Raw genomic sequence first — 20,912 nt, 5'->3', positions numbered from 1 at the left:
CGCCGATCAATCCATGTGCTTGAGGCCGACGCGCAAGTAATCCCAGCCGGTAACCACCGTCAGCACCGCTGCGGCCCACAGGGTAAACAGGCCCACCGTGTGCGGCACGTTGGCGTCAACCCCGGCGATCATCATCGTCCAGCCGGGCGCGCCCTGCCCCAGGATCAGCGCACCTAGCGCGATGAACTGGAACGTCGTCTTCCACTTGGCGAGGCGCGAGACTGGCACCGAGACCTGAATGCCGCCCAGAAACTCGCGCAAGCCCGAAACCGCGATCTCGCGAATCAGGATGATGAGGCCCGCGATCACATGCAGATCGCCCACATAGGGTCCGGTCAACACGCCCTGCGCCGTCAGCACGAGGATGACCGCCGCAACCATGATCTTGTCCGCAATCGGATCGAGAAAGATGCCGAGCTTGGAGACCGTGCCCTGCGCGCGGGCGAGGTAGCCGTCGAAGTAGTCGGTCACGCCCATGAGGCCATAGACCGCAAAGCCGATCGCGTAGCCCATGTGCCATTCCGGCCACCACAACAGCGCGGCAAGAAGCGGCACGGTGACAATCCGGGAAAGCGTTAGCAGATTGGGAAGTGTCAGCATCGTAGGATCACCATAAGCACGATGACGGCACGAAGAAACCGCAAGTTGGTCGGCACATGCCCCTTGTCCACCTCGTGCACGGCGCTATGGGATGGTCGGATAATGCGAAAGCTGGCAAAACCCGAATGACAACGCTCTAATGACAACGACCGCGCTGCTCATCCGGAAACGCCGATTCCTGCCGCTTTTTGCAACGCAGTTGCTCGGCGCGTTCAACGACAACCTCTACAAAAACGCGATGATCCTCTACGTGGTGTACACCGTATACCACTCCGAGGCGGCAGAAGCACGCTTCTCGGCGATTGCCTCGGCGGTGTTCATCCTGCCTTTCTTCCTGCTGTCCGCACTGTCCGGACAACTGGCTGACATGCGCGACAAGGCCCGGCTCATCCGCATCGTGAAGGCAGCCGAAATCGCCATCATGCTGGTCGGCGCGGCGGGGCTGTTCATGGCATGGCGCGGCATGGCGGTTCAGATCGTGGCCATCCCGCTCATGCTGGCAGCCCTGCTTGCAATGGGCGTGCATTCAACCTTTTTCGGCCCGATCAAGTACGCGATTCTGCCCCAGCACCTCCGTCCGGAAGAAGTGCTCGCCGGAACTGGCCTGGTCGAAGCGGGCACCTATATCGCGATCCTCGCCGGCACGATCTTCGCGGGCTGGATCCCGGTCGAGTGGGCCGCGATGATCTGCATCGGCACCGCCATGATCGGCTTCTGCACCGCACAGTTCGTGCCGTCGGCACCGCCGCAAATGGAGCCCATTCCGCTTGATTTCAACGTGATCCGCTCTTCGATCACGCTGGTGCGAATGACGACGCGCCACCCGCGTGTCTTCCTTGCCATCGCCGCGATCAGCTTCTTCTGGACCATCGGTGCGGTGCTGTTCATCCAGTTCCCACCGCTCGCCAAGAATGTGCTGTCCGCCAGCAAGGAAGTCGCGAGCCTGTTCCTCGTGGTGTTCTCGATCGGGGTCGCGATCGGCTCGGTTTCGATCAATCACCTCCTGAAGGGCACTGTTTCAGCGCGTTTCGGCCCGGCCTCGGTGATCGTGATGGGCCTGTTCGTCGTCGCGTTCCATTTCGTCTGCAAGATGTGGCAGCACACAGTCGGCTCGGCGCTGCTCGATGTGCCGCAGTTCGTGATGCAGCCGCTTGCGGTGCCGCTGCTGCTCAGCCTGCTCGGCATCGCCATTTCGGGCGGCATGTTCGTAGTTCCGCTCTATGCCTTCCTGACGACGGTGGTCGACAAGGCTGAAACCGCGCGGACGATTGCCGCGAACAACATCGTCAACGCGGGCGCGATGGTCGTGGGCTCGCTGATCGCCATCGGCCTCAGCGCCGGGGGCGTGGCGCTGGCCGATCAGCTGCTGCTTGGCGCGGCGATGTGCATCATCGCTGCATGGCTCGCGCGGGTGCTCCACAAGGCCGAACTGGCCCATGTGGGCGAGATCGAACACACTTTCGAGTAGGCTTCAGAAGATGAACGCCGAAACCGCCATGAAGCAGGCGCAGTAGGCGAGCAGGAAGTCCTTCACATCCTGCCGTGTGATCCGCTTGGGATCGACCGGCTTGGAGCGCACCCCTTCAGGCAACTGCAGCGCCGCAATCGCGGCTTCCACTTCGGGTTCGAACATCGGAAGCGGCCTCAGCACATGCGCGGGAAGCGTGCGGCGGAAGGGATGTCCGGCAAGTTCAGGATTCGGGGCGCGGCGCAGGAACATGCCGTCGTCTTAAGACTTTATTTACCATTCGGGGAGGCCCCGAATCGGTGCGCCTCACTCCAATGCAAAACTGTTTCGATCCGGCACACAACTGGCAGGTTCAGGCCGCATGGTGGTCAAGCTTCAGTCGTGCCGCCAGCCATATCCAGCACGATGTCCCACTCACCGGCGCGAACGGCCGAGACCGAGAGCCGCGAAAGCCGCAGCAACTCCATCTCCGCGAGCGAGGGCGTTGCCTTGATCGTCGCCAGAGTGACCGGCGTCTTGAGCTTGGCGACGGGCTGCACCTTTACGGCCGCCCATTTGCCGTCCGGGTCCGTGGGATCAATCAGGCCAGCCACGCTGATCCGAACGATTCCAACGATCTCCTTGCCGATGTTCGAGTGATAGAAGAAGGCCAGATCGCCAACCTGCATGGTGCGCAGATTGCGCGCGGCGAGGTGGTTGCGCACACCGTCCCAAGTGCCCTCACCCTCGGCAATGAGGTCATCCCAGCCATAAACGTCGGGTTCCGACTTCATCAGCCAGGCCTGTTCGGTCGCCTTGATTTTGCTCATGCATGCCTTCCGGGATCGGGATATGGGAGGGCTCATAATCGCTGTTGGATCGCACGCAAGCCATGAACCTCGATACCCTCCCCGTCCTTTCGCTGGCCGCCCCATCGGGCAATCTGGCTCAAGATCTCGGCGCCAGCTTTCAGCACTTCGGCTTCGCGCTGGTGAAGGACCACGGGCTCGATTCGGCGCTGGTCGCGCGCGGGTGGGAACTGACGCGTGCCTTCTTCGCACAAGGCGAGGCGGACAAGCGGCGCTGGCACATCGCTGGCGGCGGCGGCCAGCGCGGCTACACCCCGTTCCGCACCGAGATCGCCAAGGGCGCGGCGCATCACGATCTCAAGGAATTCTGGCATGTCGGCCGCGAACTGGCGGCGGGTGACCCGCTTGCGGCGACGATGCCCGCAAATGTCTGGCCCGATGCGCCCGAAGACTTCCGCGAGACCTTCACCGCGCTTTACGCCGAGTTCGACCGCATTGGCGCCGAGATCCTCTCGCACATCGCGGTCAGGCTCGGCCTCGCGCCGGATTGGTTCGATCCGGCCATCGCAGGTGGAAATTCGATCCTGCGCCTGCTCCACTATCCGCCGATTCCCGGCGAGACGGGCGGCGCGATCCGCGCAGGCGCGCACGAGGACATCAATCTCATCACGCTGCTGCTGGGGGCCGAGGAAGCAGGCCTCGAACTGCTCACCCGCGATGGTCGCTGGATTCCCGCCTCGCCGCCGCGGGGGGCGCTGGTGGTCAATATCGGCGATATGCTGCAGCGCCTCACCAACCACGTGCTGCCTTCAACCACGCACCGCGTGCGCAACCCCGACGGCACGCGCGCCGCGCACAGCCGCTATTCGATGCCGTTCTTCCTGCACCTGCGCAGCGATTTCGCGATCCGCACTCTGCCCGGCTGCGTGAGCGCGGAAAACCCGGATCGCTATCCGGTCCCGATCACCGCCGACGAATACCTCCACGAACGGCTGCGCGAGATTGGCCTGAAGGTCTAGGCGCCGACGCCCAGCACCTCGATCGCGCCCGGCTTTCCGCCAAAGTCGATCTCGTCGCCCACCTCGGCCTCCATCAGCGCGCGGCTGAGCGGCGCGGTGAACGAGAGCAGGCCAGCGGCGGGATCAGCCTCGTCATCACCAACGAGCGTGATCGTGCGCTCCTTGCCGTTCAGCGTGAAAGTGACTTTCGAACCGAACGCGACAACGCCGCCGTCCGGAATTGGCATGACCTGCGCAGTCGCCTGCCGGGTGCGCCAGTAGCGCAGATCGCGCTTCACGCGCTTGATTTCGGTTTCATCGGAGAGCCCGGCCAGCTCCTCCTCCAGCGTTTCGACGCGCGCCGCGATCAGCGCGAGGCCGCGCTCGGTGACAAGGTTCGGCCCAGGCGGGATCGGCAGCTCGAATTTCGGCTCGAGATGTTCGTCATCGCTTTCGCGGCGGAATGCGACACTCATGCTTCCTCCACTTCCTCGACCGTCCATTCGGCAAGATCGGGCGCGCTGCCGATCAGCGCAAGGCCGTGGGCAATGGACGTCAATTCATTGCCGCTGGCAATGCGCGATTCGCCGAAACGCTGTTCGAACAGGCGGCGCACGGCCGGAATCAGCGATGAGCCGCCAGTCAGGAAGACATGGTCGATTTGCCCCGGCTCCATCCCCGCCCGCGCCAGCACGCGGTCGACGCCGGCCTCAAGTTGCGCAAGATCGGGCGCTATCCAGCGTTCGAAGTCGGCGCGGCTGACATCTGCGCTCACGGAAAGCCCCTCCCCCTCGAACGTGAATGCGGCGTGGGTCTGGCTTGAAAGATCACGCTTCACAGCGCCGACCGCTTCATAGAGGCCGTAGCCAAGCTCGTTCTCGACCACGGCGATCATTCGGCCAATCGCCTCCGCATCGGTCGCGGCCATGCGCAGCTTGCCCAGTTCCGCCAGCGTGCGCCGGTTGCGCATCAGGGCCAGCCGGGACCAATCGCTGAAATCGGCAAAGTAGCCGGGCGGGATCTCGAGCACCTTGTCGAACGAGCGGTAGGTGCTGCCCTTGCCCAGCAACGGCAGGACAAGCTGGTCCATGATGCGGAAATCGAACCGGTCGCCCGCGATGCCGACACCAGCCGAAGCAAGCGGTACACAGCGGCGCGGCGCATCCGGCGCTTCGACGCGGACAATCGAAAAGTCGCTCGTGCCGCCGCCGAAATCAGCCACCAGCAAGGTTGCCGGATCGCTGAGCCGCGAAGCGAAGCCGTAGGCAGCGCCGAGCGGTTCATAGACATAGTGGATCTCGCACCCCAGCCGGGCAAACATCCCGTTATAGCGCGACCGCGCCAGCACCGGATCGGGCCGCGCGCCGACATAGCGCACCGGCCTCCCCACCACGATCCGTTCCGGCAGATCGCGCAAGGCATCGCCCGCATGATCGATCAGGTGATCCAGAAACCGCTGGCCAAGAACTTCGAATGTCAGCCTTTTGTTGAAGACCGGAGCGTGCTCGAAGGTCGCGCTGGCCGCTACCGACTTGAACGACTGCAGGAACCGCGAGCCTTGCGGATCAGCAAGGAACTCGGCGATGGCCCAAGGCCCTGCTTCGTGGCCCAATCCGCCGCGCAGGGCGTCGTCCTGCCAGAAGCACAGCGCGGACCGGAACACCGCGCTAGCCTGATCGGGCGCGGTGAACCGGACGAGATCGACGCTGCCGGCAGCCGCGGCGCGGGCGACGACTGAGTTGGTCGTGCCGAAGTCGATGCCGACCGCAGGCGCAAGGGAGGTCTGGGCAGGCATGGAGGAACGCAGCTTTCGGATCAGGAGCCGCCGCCGATTCGCAGCGGGCCGACGCCCCTAGCCTGCCGTCTCCTTGGGCACCACGTTATATTTGCGCACTTCGTCCTGGCTCAGGCAATAGCGGGTGGTCTTGTTGGCCGCGGTCGCCACGGCCTGCTGCTTGTACATTACTTCGGTCAGCAACTTGCGGCTGATGCCCATGCGGATGAGGAAATCATTGTCCTCGCTGGCAAGCAGCGCGCTGTCCTGTTCGATCTGGCCGATCAGGCGGGTGGTCTCGGCGCTGCCCTCCTCGACCGAAATCTCGATCGTGTCGCGGTCGCCGGTATGGGTGAACATGTGGACCATGAACACGCCGCCGGGATCGACGAAGCGCCGGTCGCCGCCCATGAACACGAAGTTGCACGCGGAAAAGCAGGTCCAGCCCCGGGGAATGCGCGTCACCATGCCCGGATAGCTGCGGATCACCTTGCCGGCGAGGTTGCCGGCACGCGCATCGCCGCCGCGCGACTTGATCCAGATCTCCTCGATCCGCTCATCCGCATCGAGCGCGGCCTTGAGACGCTTGGGCAGGGTCGAATCGATGATCCCGTCGGCGATCAGCACGTGCTTGCCGCCCATGTCGGCCGCGGTCAGCGCAATCGCCTTGGCCTGCCCCCAATCGGGCGCGGCGGGGCAGGAGGGATTGTCCTTGTCCATCACCACGGCAACGGGCTTGGCGGCAATGAGCGCAATCCCGGCAGCACCAAGGGCAAGGCTGCGCAAGCGGCCCATCGCTCAGGCCATCAGCGCATAACGCGCCTGGCCGGGCTTGCGGCACATGCGCTTGTTGGCGGTGGTCTCCTCGCCATTGACGATGATGACGTCGCTGACGGTGATGCACTGCATGCCGCCCTGATCGTTGTCATTGCGCGCGACCACGGTGGAGGTGCCCGACACGTTCTCGCGCGTTTCGGATGTCCAAGAGGAGGACGCACCCACGGGCGGCGGCTCGACATCGCTCGTCTCGCCGCGCGTCGCTTCGATCGTGGCGTTGGCGGCCTGCTTCTGTTCGGCAGGATCCAGCTTGCAGGCGATGGCGTTGGTCAGCGTGCCCGCAACGTCTGCGATCGGAAAGTAGCTCGAAACCCCGGCCGAGCCCGCAGCACGGCCAAGGCCCTGCCCGATCAGGCCGCCCAGCACCGCCGAGCCTTCGCTCTTGCTTTTGCCCTTGGGGCAGCCGTCAGAGCTCTTCGACGAGCTTGTCGGCACGCTCGGCAATGAAGGCAAGCCGAACCCGCCGAACTGCGCGCTGGCATTTGTCGCCGCGAGTGAACCGCAGGCGACAATGCCGATAGCAGCGCTCAGCCTGCGGCGGAGGGACGGACGAGACGTGTTCATCAGCAATGGCACCCCTGAAATGCACGTTGACGCCGGCTCCGGTCTGATCCGGAGCTTTGCCGCCGCTGCATGGCCTTTGTTATCCGGCGAAGATTGTATCGCCGATGAACCCGATACCGCGCATGCCTAAGGAGGGGTGTGATGTGCGTCAATGGCACCGCATTTCGCGCGGCGGGTTTCGCCCCGTGCCAAGCACTGATTGCCGATGTGAGGAGAAATGGTGGAGCCTAGCGGGATCGAACCGCTGACCTCCTGCATGCCATGCAGGCGCTCTCCCAGCTGAGCTAAGGCCCCATAACCATTTCGCGAAGTGCCGCTGGAGGCACTACGGACCGGCGGGCGAACCGCCGGAGGACCGCGCCTTTATGCGAGGCCCATCGCGCTGGCAACACAAAATTTGCAACAGCGGAAATTCACTGCCGGAGCGCCGGGCCGCCACCTCAAAAAGTGGGGGGGCCCGAACGCTCCGGCGCGTGGAAACTCAGACTTCTTCGTCCTCGCCGTCGTGGCCGGGGACGCCAAGATCGTCATCGCCGCCAAGATCGACGTCGTTGTCGGGCGAATCGGCATCCTCGTCGATGTCGAGATCTTCGTCGGCCAGATCGACGTCGGGCGCGACGTCGGCCTTCTCCTTCTGAATCTCCTCGTAGGGGATCGGCTGCTTGGACTTGAGCACCGGTTCAGGCGTCCAGCTGTACTTGCATTCGACGCAGGTGACCGGGTCATCCTTGCCCATGTCGTAGAAGCGGGTGCCGCACTTCGGGCAGCCGTGCTTTGCGCCCCATTCAGGCTTGACCATGCGTAATCCTTAAGTCTGGCGCCCGCGGCAGGTGCGGACGGCTCAATAGCGGTGCTTGATGGGGACGGCAGTCCTTAGAATCAAGCGCGGCGCGCGCCTTGCCATAGGCGCGGGGCGCTGTCAAAAGCGCGCCCATTTCCACGACCGTACCAGACCCCGGAAAGACCCGCCAAAGTGCATTCAGCCGAAACCTCCGCTCCGCGCCCTCGCCGCTTCACGGCCAGCGGGCCACTCACCGGGCGGATCCGCGTGCCGGGCGACAAATCGATCAGCCACCGCTCGATCATGCTCGGTGCGCTGGCAGTGGGGCGCACGCGCGTTACGGGGCTGCTGGAGGGTGAGGACGTGATGTCGACCGCCGCCGCGATGCGCGCGATGGGGGCCAGCATCGAACGGCTGGCGCATGGTGAGTGGGTCATCGACGGCGTCGGCGTGGGCGGGTTGCTCCAGCCGAAGCAGGCTCTCGACATGGGCAATTCGGGCACATCTACACGACTCCTCATGGGCCTCGTCGCCAGCCATGCGATCACCGCCACGTTCATCGGCGATGCCAGTCTGTCCAAGCGCCCGATGGGCCGCGTGATCGATCCGCTCTCGCAGATGGGCGCGGATTTCACTTCGGCGCCGGGTGGCCGCCTCCCCTTGACCCTGCGCGGCATCGCGCCTGCCGTGCCGATCAGCTACCGCCTGCCGGTTGCCTCGGCGCAAGTGAAGAGCGCCGTCCTGCTGGCGGGGCTCAACACGCCGGGCGTGACCACGGTGATCGAGCCGGTGCCGACGCGCGACCATTCAGAGCGCATTTTGCGAGGCTTTGGCGCAGACCTCACGGTTGAAGTTGCGGCGGACGGCACGCGCACGATTCGTCTCACCGGCGAGGCTGAACTGAGGCCTCAGACCATCGAAGTGCCCGGCGATCCTTCGTCCGCTGCGTTCTTTGTGGTGGCGGCACTGCTGGTGCCGGGTTCGGACCTCGTGATCGAGAACGTCGGCCTGAACCCGACCCGCGCCGCGCTGCTTGGCGTGCTGCGCGATATGGGCGGGCAGATCGAGGAACTCGATCGCCGCGATGTTGGCGGCGAGCCGGTGGCGGACCTGCGGGTGCGGCACTCGGCGCTTACCGGCATTGCAGTCGATCCGGCGGTTGTGCCGAGCATGGTGGACGAGTTTCCGGTGCTGTTCGTGGCGGCAGCGCTTGCGAGTGGGCGCACGGTCACGACCGGTCTTGAAGAACTGCGTGTCAAGGAAAGCGACCGGATCACGGTGATGCGCGTGGCGCTGGAGCAGGCCGGCGCGACCGTGACCGAAACCGACGACGGCCTGATCATCGACGGCACTGGCGGCGAACCGCTGCGCGGCACGGACAACGCCCCCGTTGCCACTCACCTCGACCACCGCATCGCGATGAGCATGGCCGTGGCCGGCCTCGCCAGCCGCGCCGGTGTGGACATCGACGACACCCGCCCCATCGCCACCAGCTTCCCTGTGTTCGAAGCGCTGTTGGCAAAGGCTTCCGGACAGGCAGGAGAAGCCGCATGATCATCGCCATCGACGGGCCCACCGCTTCGGGCAAGGGCACCATCGCCAAGGCGCTTGCCGCGCATTACGGCCTGCCGCACCTCGATACCGGCCTGTTGTATCGGGCCGTTGGTCGCCAGGTATTCCTCACCGCGGGCAATCCCGATGATCCGGACCACGCCCTCGCCGCCGCCGATTTTCCGGAAAGCCTGCTAGAAGACGATGCCCTGCGCAGCGAAGAGACAGGGGCGCTCGCCAGCCGGGTCTCGATCCATCCCGCCGTGCGCGCCGCGCTGCTTGCGCGCCAGCAGGCCTTCGCACGCCAGCCCGGCGGGGCGGTGCTGGATGGCCGCGATATCGCCACCGTCATCGCGCCCGAAGCCGAGGCAAAGCTCTTCGTAACCGCGAGCGTAGCGGCCCGTGCGCTGCGCCGCTGGGCGGAAATGCAGAAGCGCGGCGAGAACGTGACCCGCGAGGAAATCGAGGCGGACCTCGCCGCCCGCGACGAACGCGACCGCACCCGCGCCGCCGCACCGCTGCGGCAGGCCGATGGGGCTGCGTTGCTCGACACCTCGGACCTCCCCATCGATGCAGCCATTGCTGCGGCGATTGCGCTTGTCGAAAAGCAGTTGCAGGCTTGACATCACCACTTATATAACATGATATATAACGTGTTATATAAGTGAGAATGCCGTGACCGATATCTTGCGCGAAGCCGGGCCAGTCTATCTCGGCAGCCGATTGAAAAGACTTGCTGAACGCATGCAGGCGGAGGCTGCCATCTCGATAAGCGAGGCGGGCCTGCCCTGCCAGCCAGGCCATATGGCCCTGATTACTGCGCTGGCGCGCGGACCGAAGAGCGTGAATCAACTCGTTGCCGCCATCGGCATCAGCCAGCCGGGAGTGACACGCGCGATCGGCCAACTCACCAAGCTGGGCCTTGTCGATACCGTGCCCGGTCGCGACCAGCGCCAACGTCTCGTCTCGCTGACGCCTGCTGGCGAGGAAGCTCACGCCGCAGCGATGACTGACGTCTGGCCGCGCATCGGAGGCGCGGTGCAATCACTGCTTGCAGCTGTGCCCGGGGACTTCCTGCGGGATCTTGAGCGGATCGAGGACGCCCTTGCGGCCCAGCCATTGCTCGCTCGCGTCGGCCCTGCCCGCAAGACGCCGCTGCGCCTGCGCGAGTACAGCGACGACCTTGCGCAGGCTTTCCATGACATCAACGCCGAATGGATTCAGGCGATGTTCGTGCTCGAGCCGGTGGATCGCGAAGTGCTGGAAAATCCGCACGAGAAGATCATCGCACCGGGCGGCACGATCCTGTTCGTCGAGACGGAAGGGCTCGGCGTGGTTGGTACGTGTGCGCTCAAGCCGACGGGCGGTGGCGGTTACGAACTTACCAAGATGGGGGTGCTCGAAAGTGCGCGCGGGCTTGGTGCTGGCGCATTCCTGCTGGCGGCGACCATCGCACGGGCACAGCGGATCGGCGCTGATCCGCTCTATCTCCTCACCAACCACACCTGCGCGGCGGCGATCCACCTCTACGAAAAGCTGGGCTTCCGGCACGATGCCGGGATCATGGCCGAGTACGGCACGCGCTATGCCCGCTGCGACGTGGCGATGCGCTACGCCCCCTAAGCGGCCTGTTCCACCTGCCCGCCAATCGGCGGCTGCATGTGATAGACAAGGACATCGCCCACGCCCTTGAGCGCAATGGTCACAGGCGCGCCGAAGCCTTCGCGGTCCCGCGCACGAAGCCAGGTTATCTCGGAAACGGCAATGCCGTTCACGGGCGCGGTGCCGTCGAGCCGTGCGGCGATGTTCACCGTGTCGCCCCAGTAGTCATAGGCCATCCGCGTCTCGCCGATCACGCCGCCGACCACCGGGCCGCTGTGGATGCCGGCGCGCAGAGCGACTTCCATGCCCGCACCCCGCCCCATTTCAGCAACGCCCGCGATCACCGCGCGGGCAAAGGCGATCGCGGCATCGGCGCTGTTGCCCGAAGGCACGTTGCCGCCCGCTATGGCGAGATAGGCATCGCCGACCGTCTTGACCTTCTCAACCCCGAACTGGCGCGCGCAGGCATCGGCGTGGTTGAAGAAGGCATTCAGCAGTTCGACGAGGTGCCCGGGCGAGACGCGCTTGGCCAAGGTGGAAAAGCCGACCATGTCGATGAAGATCACACTGGCGTCGGCGTAGGAATCGGCGACGAGCAGGCCGCTGCGGATACGGTTGACGGCGGCAGGCGGCAACATGTTCAGCACCAGCTCCTCGTTCCTCTCGCGTTCTGCATCGAGCGAATCCGCCAGTTGGAACGCCGCGCGGCTGGTGCGCCCGACAGCAAGATTGATCGCCATCATCACCACTGCGCCGCTGGAAAAGCTGAGCACGGCATAGACCACCGCCGAGAGGTGCGGCTGCCCGCTGCTGATCTGCGCAAACCACACCAGCGCATCAAAGCTGAGCCAGGCAATGAACATGCGCGGCCGGCCAGCCAGCGTGACGGCAGCGAAGGCCGTGATGATAAGCCGGTTGACCGTTCCCACGGCGTGCAACGTGGCATCGAGGCTGGAAAGATGCTCGAACAGCACGACGTTGATCTTGCCGACCAGCAGCGAAATCGTCAGCAGCGCGATGAAATCGATCAGAGCATAGCGGATGTACCCATCCCAGAACGTCACGCCGATGTAGGCACCGCAGGCCAGCAGCGCGAGGCCGAGCAAAATGGCCAGCTGGGCATTGTCTGTCGGCGCGAGGAACATCGGGTTCACGATCGAATAGGCCAGCGCCACGACCATGAAGATCACGCCGTAAAGCCGCACGAACGGCAGGCGCAGCGTGCGCGCGCGCTCCGAATAGCGGCGCTCGGTCGCGTCATCGGCAAAGCGGCTGAACAGCCCCGGGCGGCTCATCGCGATCGCACTCTTGCTTTCATCCCCCACCGATGCCTCCCCTGCGGCACATGCGTGCGCAGCAATCCCCGACCCAGCCCATATTTCCGAAAGATTGCTGGAACGACAATGAACCGATCCGGATCAAACTGCAAAGCCCAATGGGATTAATGCGTAAGCCCTGAACCTTGGCCTGTTCCGGCCGTTCTGAATGCATGTGGTAAACGCCAGCGGCAGGAGCAGGCCATGTTCGACGAGTTCGAGGGAGTGGAGCATCTCAACCACCGGCGCGCGCGGCGCGTGGGGTTCGAGCTTCCGGTGCGCTGCAAGCACGGGGTGACGCGGTCAACCGTCATGCTTAAGGACATGACCACGCACGGCGCGCGGATCGAGGGCATTCCCCGCCAGCGCATCGGCGATACGGTCACGCTGTTCCTGCCCGAACTGGCACCGAAGATCGCTCTTGTCGTGTGGTCGAAGGACAAGACCTCCGGCCTAGAGTTCGAATTGCCGCTGCATGAGAACGTGTTCGCGAACCTTGTGGCGGACTTTGCGATCGGGCATCTGCAACGGATCGAGATGGGCCGACCCGAAACCGATGTGGCTGCTCATGGCAAGCCCGCTCGTGGCAAACCCGAGGTTCCACCAGCGCGCCATGCGGCCTGAGCGCCGAGTTTCGCCTTGCATCCTCACCAATTCCCGCTAAGGGGCATCGCTTCCGCGGCGAGGTGACGGCCTTGTCGCGGAAACCTGAAGAAAGCCGGAGGGGCCCCGCAATACCGCGGATCAGCCAGCGATCGGTTAGATTGATGAAGGACGCAAGGCCTCATGCCGCTTTACGAGCATGTCTTCCTTGCGCGTCAGGATCTGAGCCAGGCTCAGGTTGACGCGCTTGCCGCCACCGCCACCGAAATCGTCGAGACCAACAACGGGAAGGTCGTCAAGACCGAGACCTGGGGTCTCCGTTCGCTGGCTTACAAGATCCAGAAGAACCGCAAGGCGCACTTCGTGCTGCTCGACATCGACGCCCCCGCTGGCGTGGTCGCAGAGCTCGAACGCCAGACCGCGATCAACGAAGACGTGATCCGCTTCATGACCGTCCGCGTCGACGAGCACGAAGCCGGCCCCTCGGTGATGATGCGCAAGAACGACCGCGAGCGGACCCGCCGCCGCGAACGCGAAGGGGAATAAGCCATGGCTCGTCCGTTTTTCCGTCGCCGCAAGTCGTGCCCGTTCTCGGGCAAGGGCGCCCCTGTCATCGACTACAAGGACGTGCGCCTGCTTCAGGGCTTCATGTCCGAGCGTGGCAAGATCGTGCCTTCGCGCATCACCGCCGTTTCGGCAAAGAAGCAGCGTGAGCTGGGCCAGGCGATCAAGCGCGCCCGGCACATCGGCCTGCTTCCCTACATCGTCAAGTAAGGAGCGCGAGACATGCAGATCATCCTGCTCGAGCGCATCGAGAAGCTGGGCTCCATCGGCGACGTCGTGACCGTCAAGGACGGCTACGCGCGCAACTTCCTGCTGCCCAACAAGAAGGCTCTCCGCGCCAACGAAGCCAACCGCAAGGTCTTCGAAGCCAACCGCGCCCGCATCGAAGCGGACAACGCGGCACGCCGTGAAGACGCCAAGACCGAATCGGCAAACGTCGAGGGCAAGGAAGTGGTGCTGATCCGCGCCTCGTCCAACTCCGGCCAGCTCTATGGTTCGGTTTCGGTGCGCGACATCGTCGACGCGCTGGTCGAACAGGGCGCCAAGGTGTCGAAGTCCATGGTCGTGCTGGAACGCCCGATCAAGAGCATCGGTATCTCGACCGTGAAGGTCGCGCTGCACCCCGAAGTGAGCGTGACGGTCAAGGTCAACGTCGCCCGTTCGCCCGACGAAGCCGCGCTGCAGTCGCAGGGCGTCGACGTCATCGACGCGATGTTCGATACCGAAGTCGGCGGCTTCACCGAAGCCTACGACCCGAATGCCGAACCGGGCGAAATCCCGGCTGACCTGCTCGAGGATCGCGCCGAGGGCGCTGACGCCTGAGGCAAGGCCTGACGGCAACAAAAAGGGGCGCTTCCGGCAAGGAAGCGCCCCTTTTTTGTTTGGTGCGGCGCGGCAGATCGCAGGATCCGCCGCGCCCTCCCCTCACATCACGAAATCGGCCGCCACCAGCGCCGTGGCACTCGTCACCATGATCGCGAAGTCGGCGATCTTGTCACCGTTGTAGTCTGCGGAGACGAGCCACTGGCTACCCTGCGCGGTCACGGTCAGTGCGCCGTGCGTGCCGTCGAAGGCCGCCATCAACTTGAATGCGCCTTCCCCGGCATCACCCGCGTTGGCGTCGATCTTCGAGAGATCGATCAGATCATGCTCCGCGTGGCTGAAATCCGTGATCGTGTCGCGGCGATTGGCGTCCACGCCTGATTCCGAGAAGCCGGAGAAGGCAAACGTGTCCGCTCCCGCTCCGCCTGTCAGCTTGTCGGCCCCGGTGCCGCCGCGCAGAATGTCATTTCCGCCCAGACCGAGCAGGGTATCGTTGCCGCCAAGACCGGTGAGGACGTTGTCGGCATCGTTGCCGCTCAACCAGTTCGACAGGTCGTTGCCCACGCCCGAATTCGGCCCGGTCCCTGCCAACCGCAGATTTTCGACATTGTCCGCAAGCACATAGCTGACACTCGAAATGACCAGATCGATGCCCTGGTTGGCGTTCTCTATCACCCGGTCGCCAAGCGTGTCGACCACATAGGTATCATTGCCGCCCTCGCCCATCATCGCGTCGGCACCGGCCTTGCCGTCGATGTAGTTGGCCTCGCTGTTGCCGGTGATCGTGTTGGCCAGCGCATTGCCGTTCGCAACTTTCGCCGACCCGGTGAGCTCGAGCTTTTCGAGGTTGGCGCCAAGCGTGTAGTCGACCGAGGAACGGACCGTGTCGGTGCCCTCGTTGGCATTTTCGGTGATGGTATCGGCACGTGAGACGACCACGTAAGTGTCGTTTCCGAGGCCGCCGATCAGGGTGTTTACCCCGCCGCCCGCCTCCAGCACATCATTGCCGGAGCCGCCCACAAGCGTATCGTTGCCCGCGCCGCCGCTCAGGAAATCGTCGCCGTCGAGGCCGTAGATGGTGTCGACGCCAGTGCCGCCCGTGATGGCATTGGCCAGCGTGTTGCCGGTGATCTTCTCGGACGTGCCGACATCCACAATCAGGTTCTCGACGCTATCGCCGAGTGTGTAGACCGGGTTGGCACTCGATGCGATGTGCACCGTATCGATCCCGCCCCTGATCCCGTTGATCTCCTTGACCACGTCAGCGGCATTGTCGACCCAATAGCTGTCATCGCCGGCACCGCCCACCATCGTGTCGGCTCCGGTGCCGCCAAGTAGGCTGTCGTTGCCGTTGCCGCCATTGAGCGTGTCGTTGCCTGAGCCGCCCTCCAGCAGGTTCGCCTGATCGTTGCCGGTGAGGGCATTGTCGTTCGAATTGCCCGCTGCGTTCATCGCCGTCCCGGCCAGGGTCAGCGACTTTGCCTCGGCCGCGAGCCTCACGTTGAGGCCGGACGTCACGGTCACGTTGGGCTGCGCGGCGCTGCCTACCAGCGGCGCCGTGCCGGGCCCCGGGGCCGGTAGCGGGGTCGTGCCGAGCAGTTCGTTGAGCCAGTAGGTCACCGTTTCCACGCGGGCATTGGCATTCCCGTCCTCGTTGAGGAAGCGGTCCCAATTGGTGTCGAAGCCGATGTGGTAGATGCCGTCCATCACCGTATCGATCGCGCTGTCGCCGAGCAGATAGCTTGCACCGCGATCGCCCTGGATCAGATGGAAGCCGGTCTCGACCATGTTCTCGTCGTTGCCATGGGCCGCGATGAAAGCAGCCTGCTGATTCTCGCGGATCCAGGCGGAGAGGTCATAGGTCTCCGCCACCGTGAGGTGCCCGTCATCCAGTGCGCCGGTAGCGTTGATCGCATCGATGATGATGTGGTTGAGCTTGTCGGCTGCGGCGGCACCTTCGCGGATCTGGCTGGCGGAGATGTTGTTCTTGAGGCCGACATCCTCGCCGATGATCTGGATGAGCTGGTCAAGCCCGGTGCCGGTCGTGCCTTGCGGGCCATCATAGGCATAAGGCAGCCCGCCCACCGGCATTGCACCATTCGCAGCCAGCGCAGCCTTGTAGTCATCGATCGAGGCATAGAGCCGGCCTGCGCTGACCGGATCGCCATCTAGTTCGAGGCGCAGCCCTTCCGAGCCGGTGTTGTCGAAGTAGTAGAGGTCGACCGCATAGAGGCCGGACTTCTGGATGTTGATCGTTTCGCTCGTGCCACTGAAGCCGCGATTGCCGGCAAAACTGGAAAGCTCGTCACCGCCAAGCTTGAGCAAGAAGCCGTCGTCCGAACGCACGTTGACGAGGTGCTGGCCCTTTTCCAGCCAGATATAGCCCTGGAGCCGGAGCCCGATGGTGTTCATCGCGCTATCCGCGCCGCCATCGGTCAGTTGCGCCTTGCCGTCGAGAAACTGGCCGAGCGTGGCAACTTCCTTGAAGCCGCCGAAGTTCACCGTCGATGCCGTGAGGTGATGGTCGGCGCCCTTGGTGGCTGCCTGGGCGATGAGATCGTCGATCGAATCGAAGCTCGTGCCGCGATCGAAGACTTCGCCCTTCAGGCCCGTGCCGGCGCGTACCGCCGGCTGATCGCCCTCGAATGCCGCAGCACCGCTCCATTCCGCCGGAAGCGCGCCGGAGTGATTGATCGCCCGCAGTTCGAAAGGATCGAGGATGCGGTCGTAGATTGCGAGATTGCCGACCTTGCCATCGAGGTGATCGTCCATCTGCGTGAGATGCTTTGCATCGCGGCCCCACGTGCCCGCGCCCAGCACCAGGCCGCGTACGTTGGGGCCAAGCCCGCTCGTGGCATCGACATCCGCGGCAACCCGCTTGCCGTCAAGGAACAGGCCAAGCCCGTCCTGGCCGAATGTGATGGCCAGCGAGTATTGGCGGCCAGCATCAATCGTTATGCCATCGGCCTTGAGCCACCAGTCGCGGCTGCCATCCTGCAGTAGCACATAAAGCTCGCCGTCGCGGATGAAGGCCGCAATATCCCCGTCAGCGTTGGAGGCACCGTCCTTCGAGAAGACGACATGCGTGCGGCCGTCATCCGGATGGTTGGCGACGAAATCGAGCGCGATGGTGCCTTCCGCAACGCTGCTCGGCGTAAGTTTGCCAAGATCGATCGCACCCTTGGTGCCATCATCGGTCACCATGCCGCCCCTGCTGAACACGAGCGACGGCTTGAGCGTCACCGCATCGACCGGTGCATGGCTCGAATGGAGCGCGCCCGAGGCAAGGTCCTTGGCCAGCAGCAGACTGATCCAATCCGAGGTATCGCTGATGCGCTGGTTGGCGTTGCCGTCCTCGTTCTCGAACCGGTCGCCGCTGATCTTGAACCCTATGTGGTAGATCCCGTCGGCCACGGTATCGACCGAAAGGTCGCCGTAGATGTAGTCGCGCCCGCCATCGCCCTGCGCGTAGTGCAGACCGCTTTCAAATGCACCATTGTCGTCGCCGTGGAGCTTGGTCCACTCGTCGAGCTTGTTGACGATGATCCAGCGATTGAGGTCGACCATGTCCATCGGGTCGAGCTTGTTGTCGTCGGCGACGCCGGTTTCCTTGATCGCCTGCAGCATGATCTTGGCCATGCCGTCGGCGGCCTTGGCGGCATCGTTGATCTGCTTCTGCGAGATGCGGTGATTGAGGCCAATATCGTCAAGCAGCCGCTCGGTGAGGAGATCGAGACCGGTGCCGGTGGTGCCGTGCGCCTGCGGATCCGCCTTGCCGTTCTTCAATGTCCCGGCAGCAAGTTCGGGCGCAAGCAGGGTGTTGAGCCAATGGGCCACATCATCGACCCCTGGCCCCCAGTAGTTGCGGGGGGAGGTCAGGTGGCCATCCTTGATTTCGAAGGCGAGCTCGTAGACCCCCTCGAGCACCCGGTCGACACCTGCCTCGCCGAACAGCCTTGTCACGGCGCCTTCACCGGAAATGCGCTGGAAACCGCTCTCGACGCCGGCCTTCTCGGTACCGTAGAGAGTGGTGAACTTGCTGTATCCGTTGGATCGAAGATAGGAGTTGAGCGAATAGATGTCCGAAACGGTGATTTCGCCATCGTTGGCGAGGCCGAGCGCCTTGATCGCGCTCACGATCATCCCGTTCATGGCATCGGCAGCGGCGGCCCCTTCGCGGATCGCGCTGCCGGACAGTCCCATGTTGAGGCCGTAATCGCCTGCAATCAGATCGATGGCACGGTCGAGTCCCGTGCCAGTAGTGCCTATGATCCCCATCGCGCATCTCCTTGGCTTTACGCCATATGTGCGGAGCGTGCCGAAGGACGTTTTAAGTACATTGCCTGCGTAAATGCCCTAAGGCGTTAACTAATATCGTTAGAACCTACGGGGTTGGAATATTGAACTTTTATAGAAACAGGACTTGATCCCAGTCACTTACGGATCATTTCTGACAAGTGTTTGCCGGGAGTAGACCATGAAACATGCACACGCCGTCGCAGTTGCGGCACTTCTCATCGGACTAACCCCCGTTAACTCCGCTGCGAAAAGTTCTGCAATAATCGGCGAAGCGAAGATCGAACGGGACGAATGGGGCATCGCGCATGTCACCGGCAAGACCGATGCCGACGCCATCTATGGCATGATCTATGCGCAGGCAGAGGACGACTTCCCGAGAATCGAGCGCAACTATCTGGTGAGCCTCGGCCGTCTGGCCGAAGCGGACGGGGAAAGCGCGCTTTGGCAGGACTTGCGCCAGCGCCTGTGGATCGACCCGGCGGTGCTCAAGGCGGACTATGCGAAGAGCCCGGCGTGGCTGCGCAAACTGATGGACGCCTGGGCGGCCGGGCTCAATGCCTACCTTGCCGATCATCCGGAGGTTAAGCCCAAAGTCCTCACGCATTTCGAACCGTGGATGGCGCTGAGCTTCACCGAAGGCAGCATCGGCGGCGATATCGAACGCGTCCCGGTCTCGCAGCTCGAAGCGTTCTACGGCGCCCGCAAGGTGGCGATGACTGACGATGAACGCGGCCGCATCCTGAAAGAACCCGCCGGCTCCAACGGGATCGCGATTGCCCCTTCCCGCACGGCTGAAGGCCATGCCCTGCTGCTGATCAATCCGCACACCAGCTTTTACTTCCGTGCCGAACAGCAGGTCACGAGCGGCGAAGGCCTCAATGCCTATGGCGCAGCGACTTGGGGGCAGTTCTTCATCTATCAGGGCTTCAACCAGAACGCCGGGTGGATGCACACGACGACCGGGTCCGACCGGATCGACGAATTCGCCGAGACCGTGGTGCAGGAGCCCGGCAAGGCGCCGGCCTACCGCGTCGGGGAAGTGGTGAAGCCTTTCTCGGCGCAGACCGTCTCGCTGAAGGTTCGCCAGCCGGACGGCTCGTTTGCCGAACGCAGCTTCACCACTTATGCCAGCGAACATGGTCCGGTGGTGCGCGAGGAAGGTGGCAAGTGGATCGCCTATGGCCTGATGAACCGGCCGGTCCCCGCACTGGAGCAGAGCTTCCTGCGCACCAAGACGAGCGATCTGAACAGCTTTCTCAGGGTGGCCAGCCTGCAGGCCAATTCGAGCAACAACACCTTGTTCGCCGATACCAAGGGTGAAATCGCCTATCTGCACCCGCAGTTCATTCCCGTCCGCGACAATAGCCTTGATTGGCGCAGGCCCGTCGATGGCAGCAATCCGGCGGCGCGGTGGCAGGGGCTTCATCCGGTCTCTAGCCTGCCCAACGTGCTGAGGCCCGCCAACGGCTGGGTGTTCAACGTCAACAATGCGCCGTGGACCGCAGCCGGAGCGGACAGTCCGAAGAAGGATGCCTACCCGCGCTACATGGACGAGGTTGGCGCCAATGCACGCGAAGCCCACGCGCTCGCTGTGCTCGGCGACCGGCATGACTTCACGCTCGAGAAGCTGATGGCCGCAGCCTACGACCCCGCCCTCCCCGCGTTCGACCGGCTGCTACCCGCGCTGTTCGCCGCAAATGCCGCGGCGCCAGATGCGAAGCGCGACGGGCCCATCGCGCTGCTGAAGGGCTGGGATCACAAGTGGGCGCTGAACTCGACCGCCACCAGCCTCGCCGTCGGCTATGCCGAAGCGCTGTGGAACCGGGTTTCCTCGATGAGCGACGGCGATGAGGAAAGCCTGTGGGAGCAGATGAACAACCGCATCACCGATGCCCAGCGGCTTGCGGCGCTCGATGATGCGGTAAACCGGCTCGTGACTGATTTCGGATCGTGGCAGGTGCAGTGGGGCGCGATCAACCGCTATCAGCGCAACGACGGCGCGATCACGCAAACCTTCGACGATAGCAAGCCAAGCACCCCGATCGCGTTCGCCAGCGGCAACTGGGGCAGCCTCGCCTCGTTCGGCGCGGCGCGCTATCCGGGCACCAAGCGGATGTACGGCACCAGCGGCAACAGCTTCGTCGCGGTGGTCGAGTTTGGACCCAAGGTCCGCGCCCGCGCCGTCAGCATCGGCGGGACGAGCGCCGATCCCGCCTCGCCCCACTTCGGCGATCAGGTGGAGCGCTACGCCACTGGCAACTTGCGCGAGGTGTGGTTCTATCCGGAAGACCTGAAGGCCCACGTCGTCTCGACCAAAGTGCTCAATCGAATGCGCTGATCGCCTG

Annotated in this window: 20 protein-coding genes and 1 tRNA gene; 10 read left to right on the top strand and 11 right to left on the bottom strand. The window is 64.0% G+C overall.

The window, feature by feature from the left end:
* Positions 1 to 6: 6 nt before the first annotated feature.
* A complete protein-coding gene (pgsA, locus tag NSE01_RS16350) occupies positions 7 to 600 on the bottom strand; it encodes a CDP-diacylglycerol--glycerol-3-phosphate 3-phosphatidyltransferase (protein WP_147160717.1) in 594 nt (197 codons plus the stop codon).
* A gap of 139 nt (positions 601 to 739) precedes the next feature.
* Here pgsA and NSE01_RS16345 point away from each other — a divergent pair, with 139 nt between their 5' ends.
* Positions 740 to 2,068, top strand: coding sequence for an MFS transporter (locus tag NSE01_RS16345; protein WP_147160716.1), 1,329 nt, complete (start codon positions 740 to 742; stop codon positions 2,066 to 2,068).
* 3 nt (positions 2,069 to 2,071) lie between these two features.
* Here NSE01_RS16345 and NSE01_RS16340 read toward each other — a convergent pair whose 3' ends face one another.
* Together NSE01_RS16340 and NSE01_RS16335 are read right to left on the bottom strand one after the other, a co-directional pair.
* Entirely contained in the window at positions 2,072 to 2,320 is a 249-nt protein-coding gene (locus NSE01_RS16340; RefSeq protein WP_147160715.1) for a hypothetical protein, read from the bottom strand.
* A 116-nt stretch (positions 2,321 to 2,436) separates the two neighbouring features.
* Entirely contained in the window at positions 2,437 to 2,877 is a 441-nt protein-coding gene (locus tag NSE01_RS16335) for an EVE domain-containing protein (RefSeq protein ID WP_147160714.1), read from the bottom strand.
* A gap of 62 nt (positions 2,878 to 2,939) precedes the next feature.
* Here NSE01_RS16335 and NSE01_RS16330 point away from each other — a divergent pair, with 62 nt between their 5' ends.
* Positions 2,940 to 3,875, top strand: coding sequence for an isopenicillin N synthase family dioxygenase (locus NSE01_RS16330; RefSeq protein WP_147160713.1), 936 nt, complete (start codon positions 2,940 to 2,942; stop codon positions 3,873 to 3,875).
* On the opposite strand, the gene NSE01_RS16325 is transcribed toward NSE01_RS16330, so the two are convergent.
* The 6 genes from NSE01_RS16325 to NSE01_RS16300 form a co-directional block, all read right to left on the bottom strand.
* Positions 3,872 to 4,330: a GreA/GreB family elongation factor gene (locus tag NSE01_RS16325; protein WP_147160712.1), complete on the bottom strand. Its 459-nt coding sequence runs from the start codon at positions 4,328 to 4,330 to the stop codon at positions 3,872 to 3,874. The genes NSE01_RS16330 and NSE01_RS16325 overlap by 4 nt on opposite strands.
* Positions 4,327 to 5,649, bottom strand: coding sequence for an Hsp70 family protein (locus NSE01_RS16320; protein WP_147160711.1), 1,323 nt, complete (start codon positions 5,647 to 5,649; stop codon positions 4,327 to 4,329). Before NSE01_RS16320 ends, NSE01_RS16325 begins: the two co-directional genes overlap by 4 nt.
* Before the next feature lie 57 nt (positions 5,650 to 5,706).
* Positions 5,707 to 6,423 carry a COG3904 family protein gene (locus NSE01_RS16315; RefSeq protein WP_246135250.1) on the bottom strand — a complete coding sequence of 239 codons (717 nt, stop codon included), beginning with the start codon at positions 6,421 to 6,423 and terminating at the stop codon, positions 5,707 to 5,709.
* Positions 6,424 to 6,426: 3 nt separating this feature from the next.
* Entirely contained in the window at positions 6,427 to 7,029 is a 603-nt protein-coding gene (locus NSE01_RS16310; RefSeq protein ID WP_174812059.1) for a hypothetical protein, read from the bottom strand.
* Between the two features lie 218 nt (positions 7,030 to 7,247).
* Positions 7,248 to 7,323 (bottom strand) — tRNA-Ala (locus NSE01_RS16305).
* Between the two features lie 187 nt (positions 7,324 to 7,510).
* Positions 7,511 to 7,828, bottom strand: coding sequence for an FYDLN acid domain-containing protein (locus NSE01_RS16300; protein WP_147160710.1), 318 nt, complete (start codon positions 7,826 to 7,828; stop codon positions 7,511 to 7,513).
* 174 nt (positions 7,829 to 8,002) lie between these two features.
* Between NSE01_RS16300 and aroA the strand changes: the two genes are divergently transcribed.
* From aroA to NSE01_RS16285, 3 genes are read left to right on the top strand one after another with little or no spacing between them, the layout of a single operon-like run.
* Positions 8,003 to 9,364, top strand: coding sequence for a 3-phosphoshikimate 1-carboxyvinyltransferase (gene aroA / locus NSE01_RS16295; protein ID WP_147160709.1), 1,362 nt, complete (start codon positions 8,003 to 8,005; stop codon positions 9,362 to 9,364).
* A complete protein-coding gene (locus NSE01_RS16290; RefSeq protein WP_147160708.1) occupies positions 9,361 to 9,984 on the top strand; it encodes a (d)CMP kinase in 624 nt (207 codons plus the stop codon). Before aroA ends, NSE01_RS16290 begins: the two co-directional genes overlap by 4 nt.
* A 52-nt stretch (positions 9,985 to 10,036) precedes the next feature.
* Positions 10,037 to 10,984: a bifunctional helix-turn-helix transcriptional regulator/GNAT family N-acetyltransferase gene (locus NSE01_RS16285; RefSeq protein WP_246135249.1), complete on the top strand. Its 948-nt coding sequence runs from the start codon at positions 10,037 to 10,039 to the stop codon at positions 10,982 to 10,984.
* Here NSE01_RS16285 and NSE01_RS16280 read toward each other — a convergent pair.
* Positions 10,981 to 12,288 carry an adenylate/guanylate cyclase domain-containing protein gene (locus tag NSE01_RS16280; protein WP_147160707.1) on the bottom strand — a complete coding sequence of 436 codons (1,308 nt, stop codon included), beginning with the start codon at positions 12,286 to 12,288 and terminating at the stop codon, positions 10,981 to 10,983. The genes NSE01_RS16285 and NSE01_RS16280 overlap by 4 nt on opposite strands.
* Before the next feature lie 195 nt (positions 12,289 to 12,483).
* On the opposite strand from NSE01_RS16280, the gene NSE01_RS16275 reads away from it, so the two are divergent.
* The 4 genes from NSE01_RS16275 to rplI all read left to right on the top strand — a co-directional run bounded on the left by NSE01_RS16275 (position 12,484) and on the right by rplI (position 14,268).
* The gene (locus NSE01_RS16275) at positions 12,484 to 12,903 is read left to right on the top strand and encodes a PilZ domain-containing protein (protein WP_147160706.1); all 420 of its coding nucleotides are present in this window, start codon (positions 12,484 to 12,486) and stop codon (positions 12,901 to 12,903) included.
* 162 nt (positions 12,904 to 13,065) lie between these two features.
* Positions 13,066 to 13,428 (top strand): 30S ribosomal protein S6, encoded by a 363-nt coding sequence (gene rpsF, locus NSE01_RS16270; RefSeq protein ID WP_067908416.1) that lies wholly within the window; start codon positions 13,066 to 13,068, stop codon positions 13,426 to 13,428.
* A 3-nt stretch (positions 13,429 to 13,431) separates the two neighbouring features.
* Complete coding sequence (rpsR, locus tag NSE01_RS16265; protein WP_054121790.1) at positions 13,432 to 13,656, top strand: 30S ribosomal protein S18; 225 nt, start codon at positions 13,432 to 13,434, stop codon at positions 13,654 to 13,656.
* Between the two features lie 12 nt (positions 13,657 to 13,668).
* Positions 13,669 to 14,268, top strand: coding sequence for a 50S ribosomal protein L9 (gene rplI, locus NSE01_RS16260; RefSeq protein ID WP_147160705.1), 600 nt, complete (start codon positions 13,669 to 13,671; stop codon positions 14,266 to 14,268).
* A gap of 102 nt (positions 14,269 to 14,370) precedes the next feature.
* Here the strand turns inward: rplI and NSE01_RS16255 are convergent, their stop codons facing one another.
* Entirely contained in the window at positions 14,371 to 18,546 is a 4,176-nt protein-coding gene (locus tag NSE01_RS16255) for a hypothetical protein (protein ID WP_147160704.1), read from the bottom strand.
* 199 nt (positions 18,547 to 18,745) lie between these two features.
* On the opposite strand from NSE01_RS16255, the gene NSE01_RS16250 reads away from it, so the two are divergent.
* Positions 18,746 to 20,905 (top strand): penicillin acylase family protein, encoded by a 2,160-nt coding sequence (locus tag NSE01_RS16250; protein WP_147160703.1) that lies wholly within the window; start codon positions 18,746 to 18,748, stop codon positions 20,903 to 20,905.
* Positions 20,906 to 20,912: the final 7 nt, after the last annotated feature.

The sequence above is a fragment of the Novosphingobium sediminis genome, from assembly GCF_007991615.1.
Taxonomy (GTDB): Bacteria; Pseudomonadota; Alphaproteobacteria; order Sphingomonadales; family Sphingomonadaceae; genus Novosphingobium; species Novosphingobium sediminis.
This window is presented reverse-complemented; position numbering and strand designations above follow the sequence as displayed.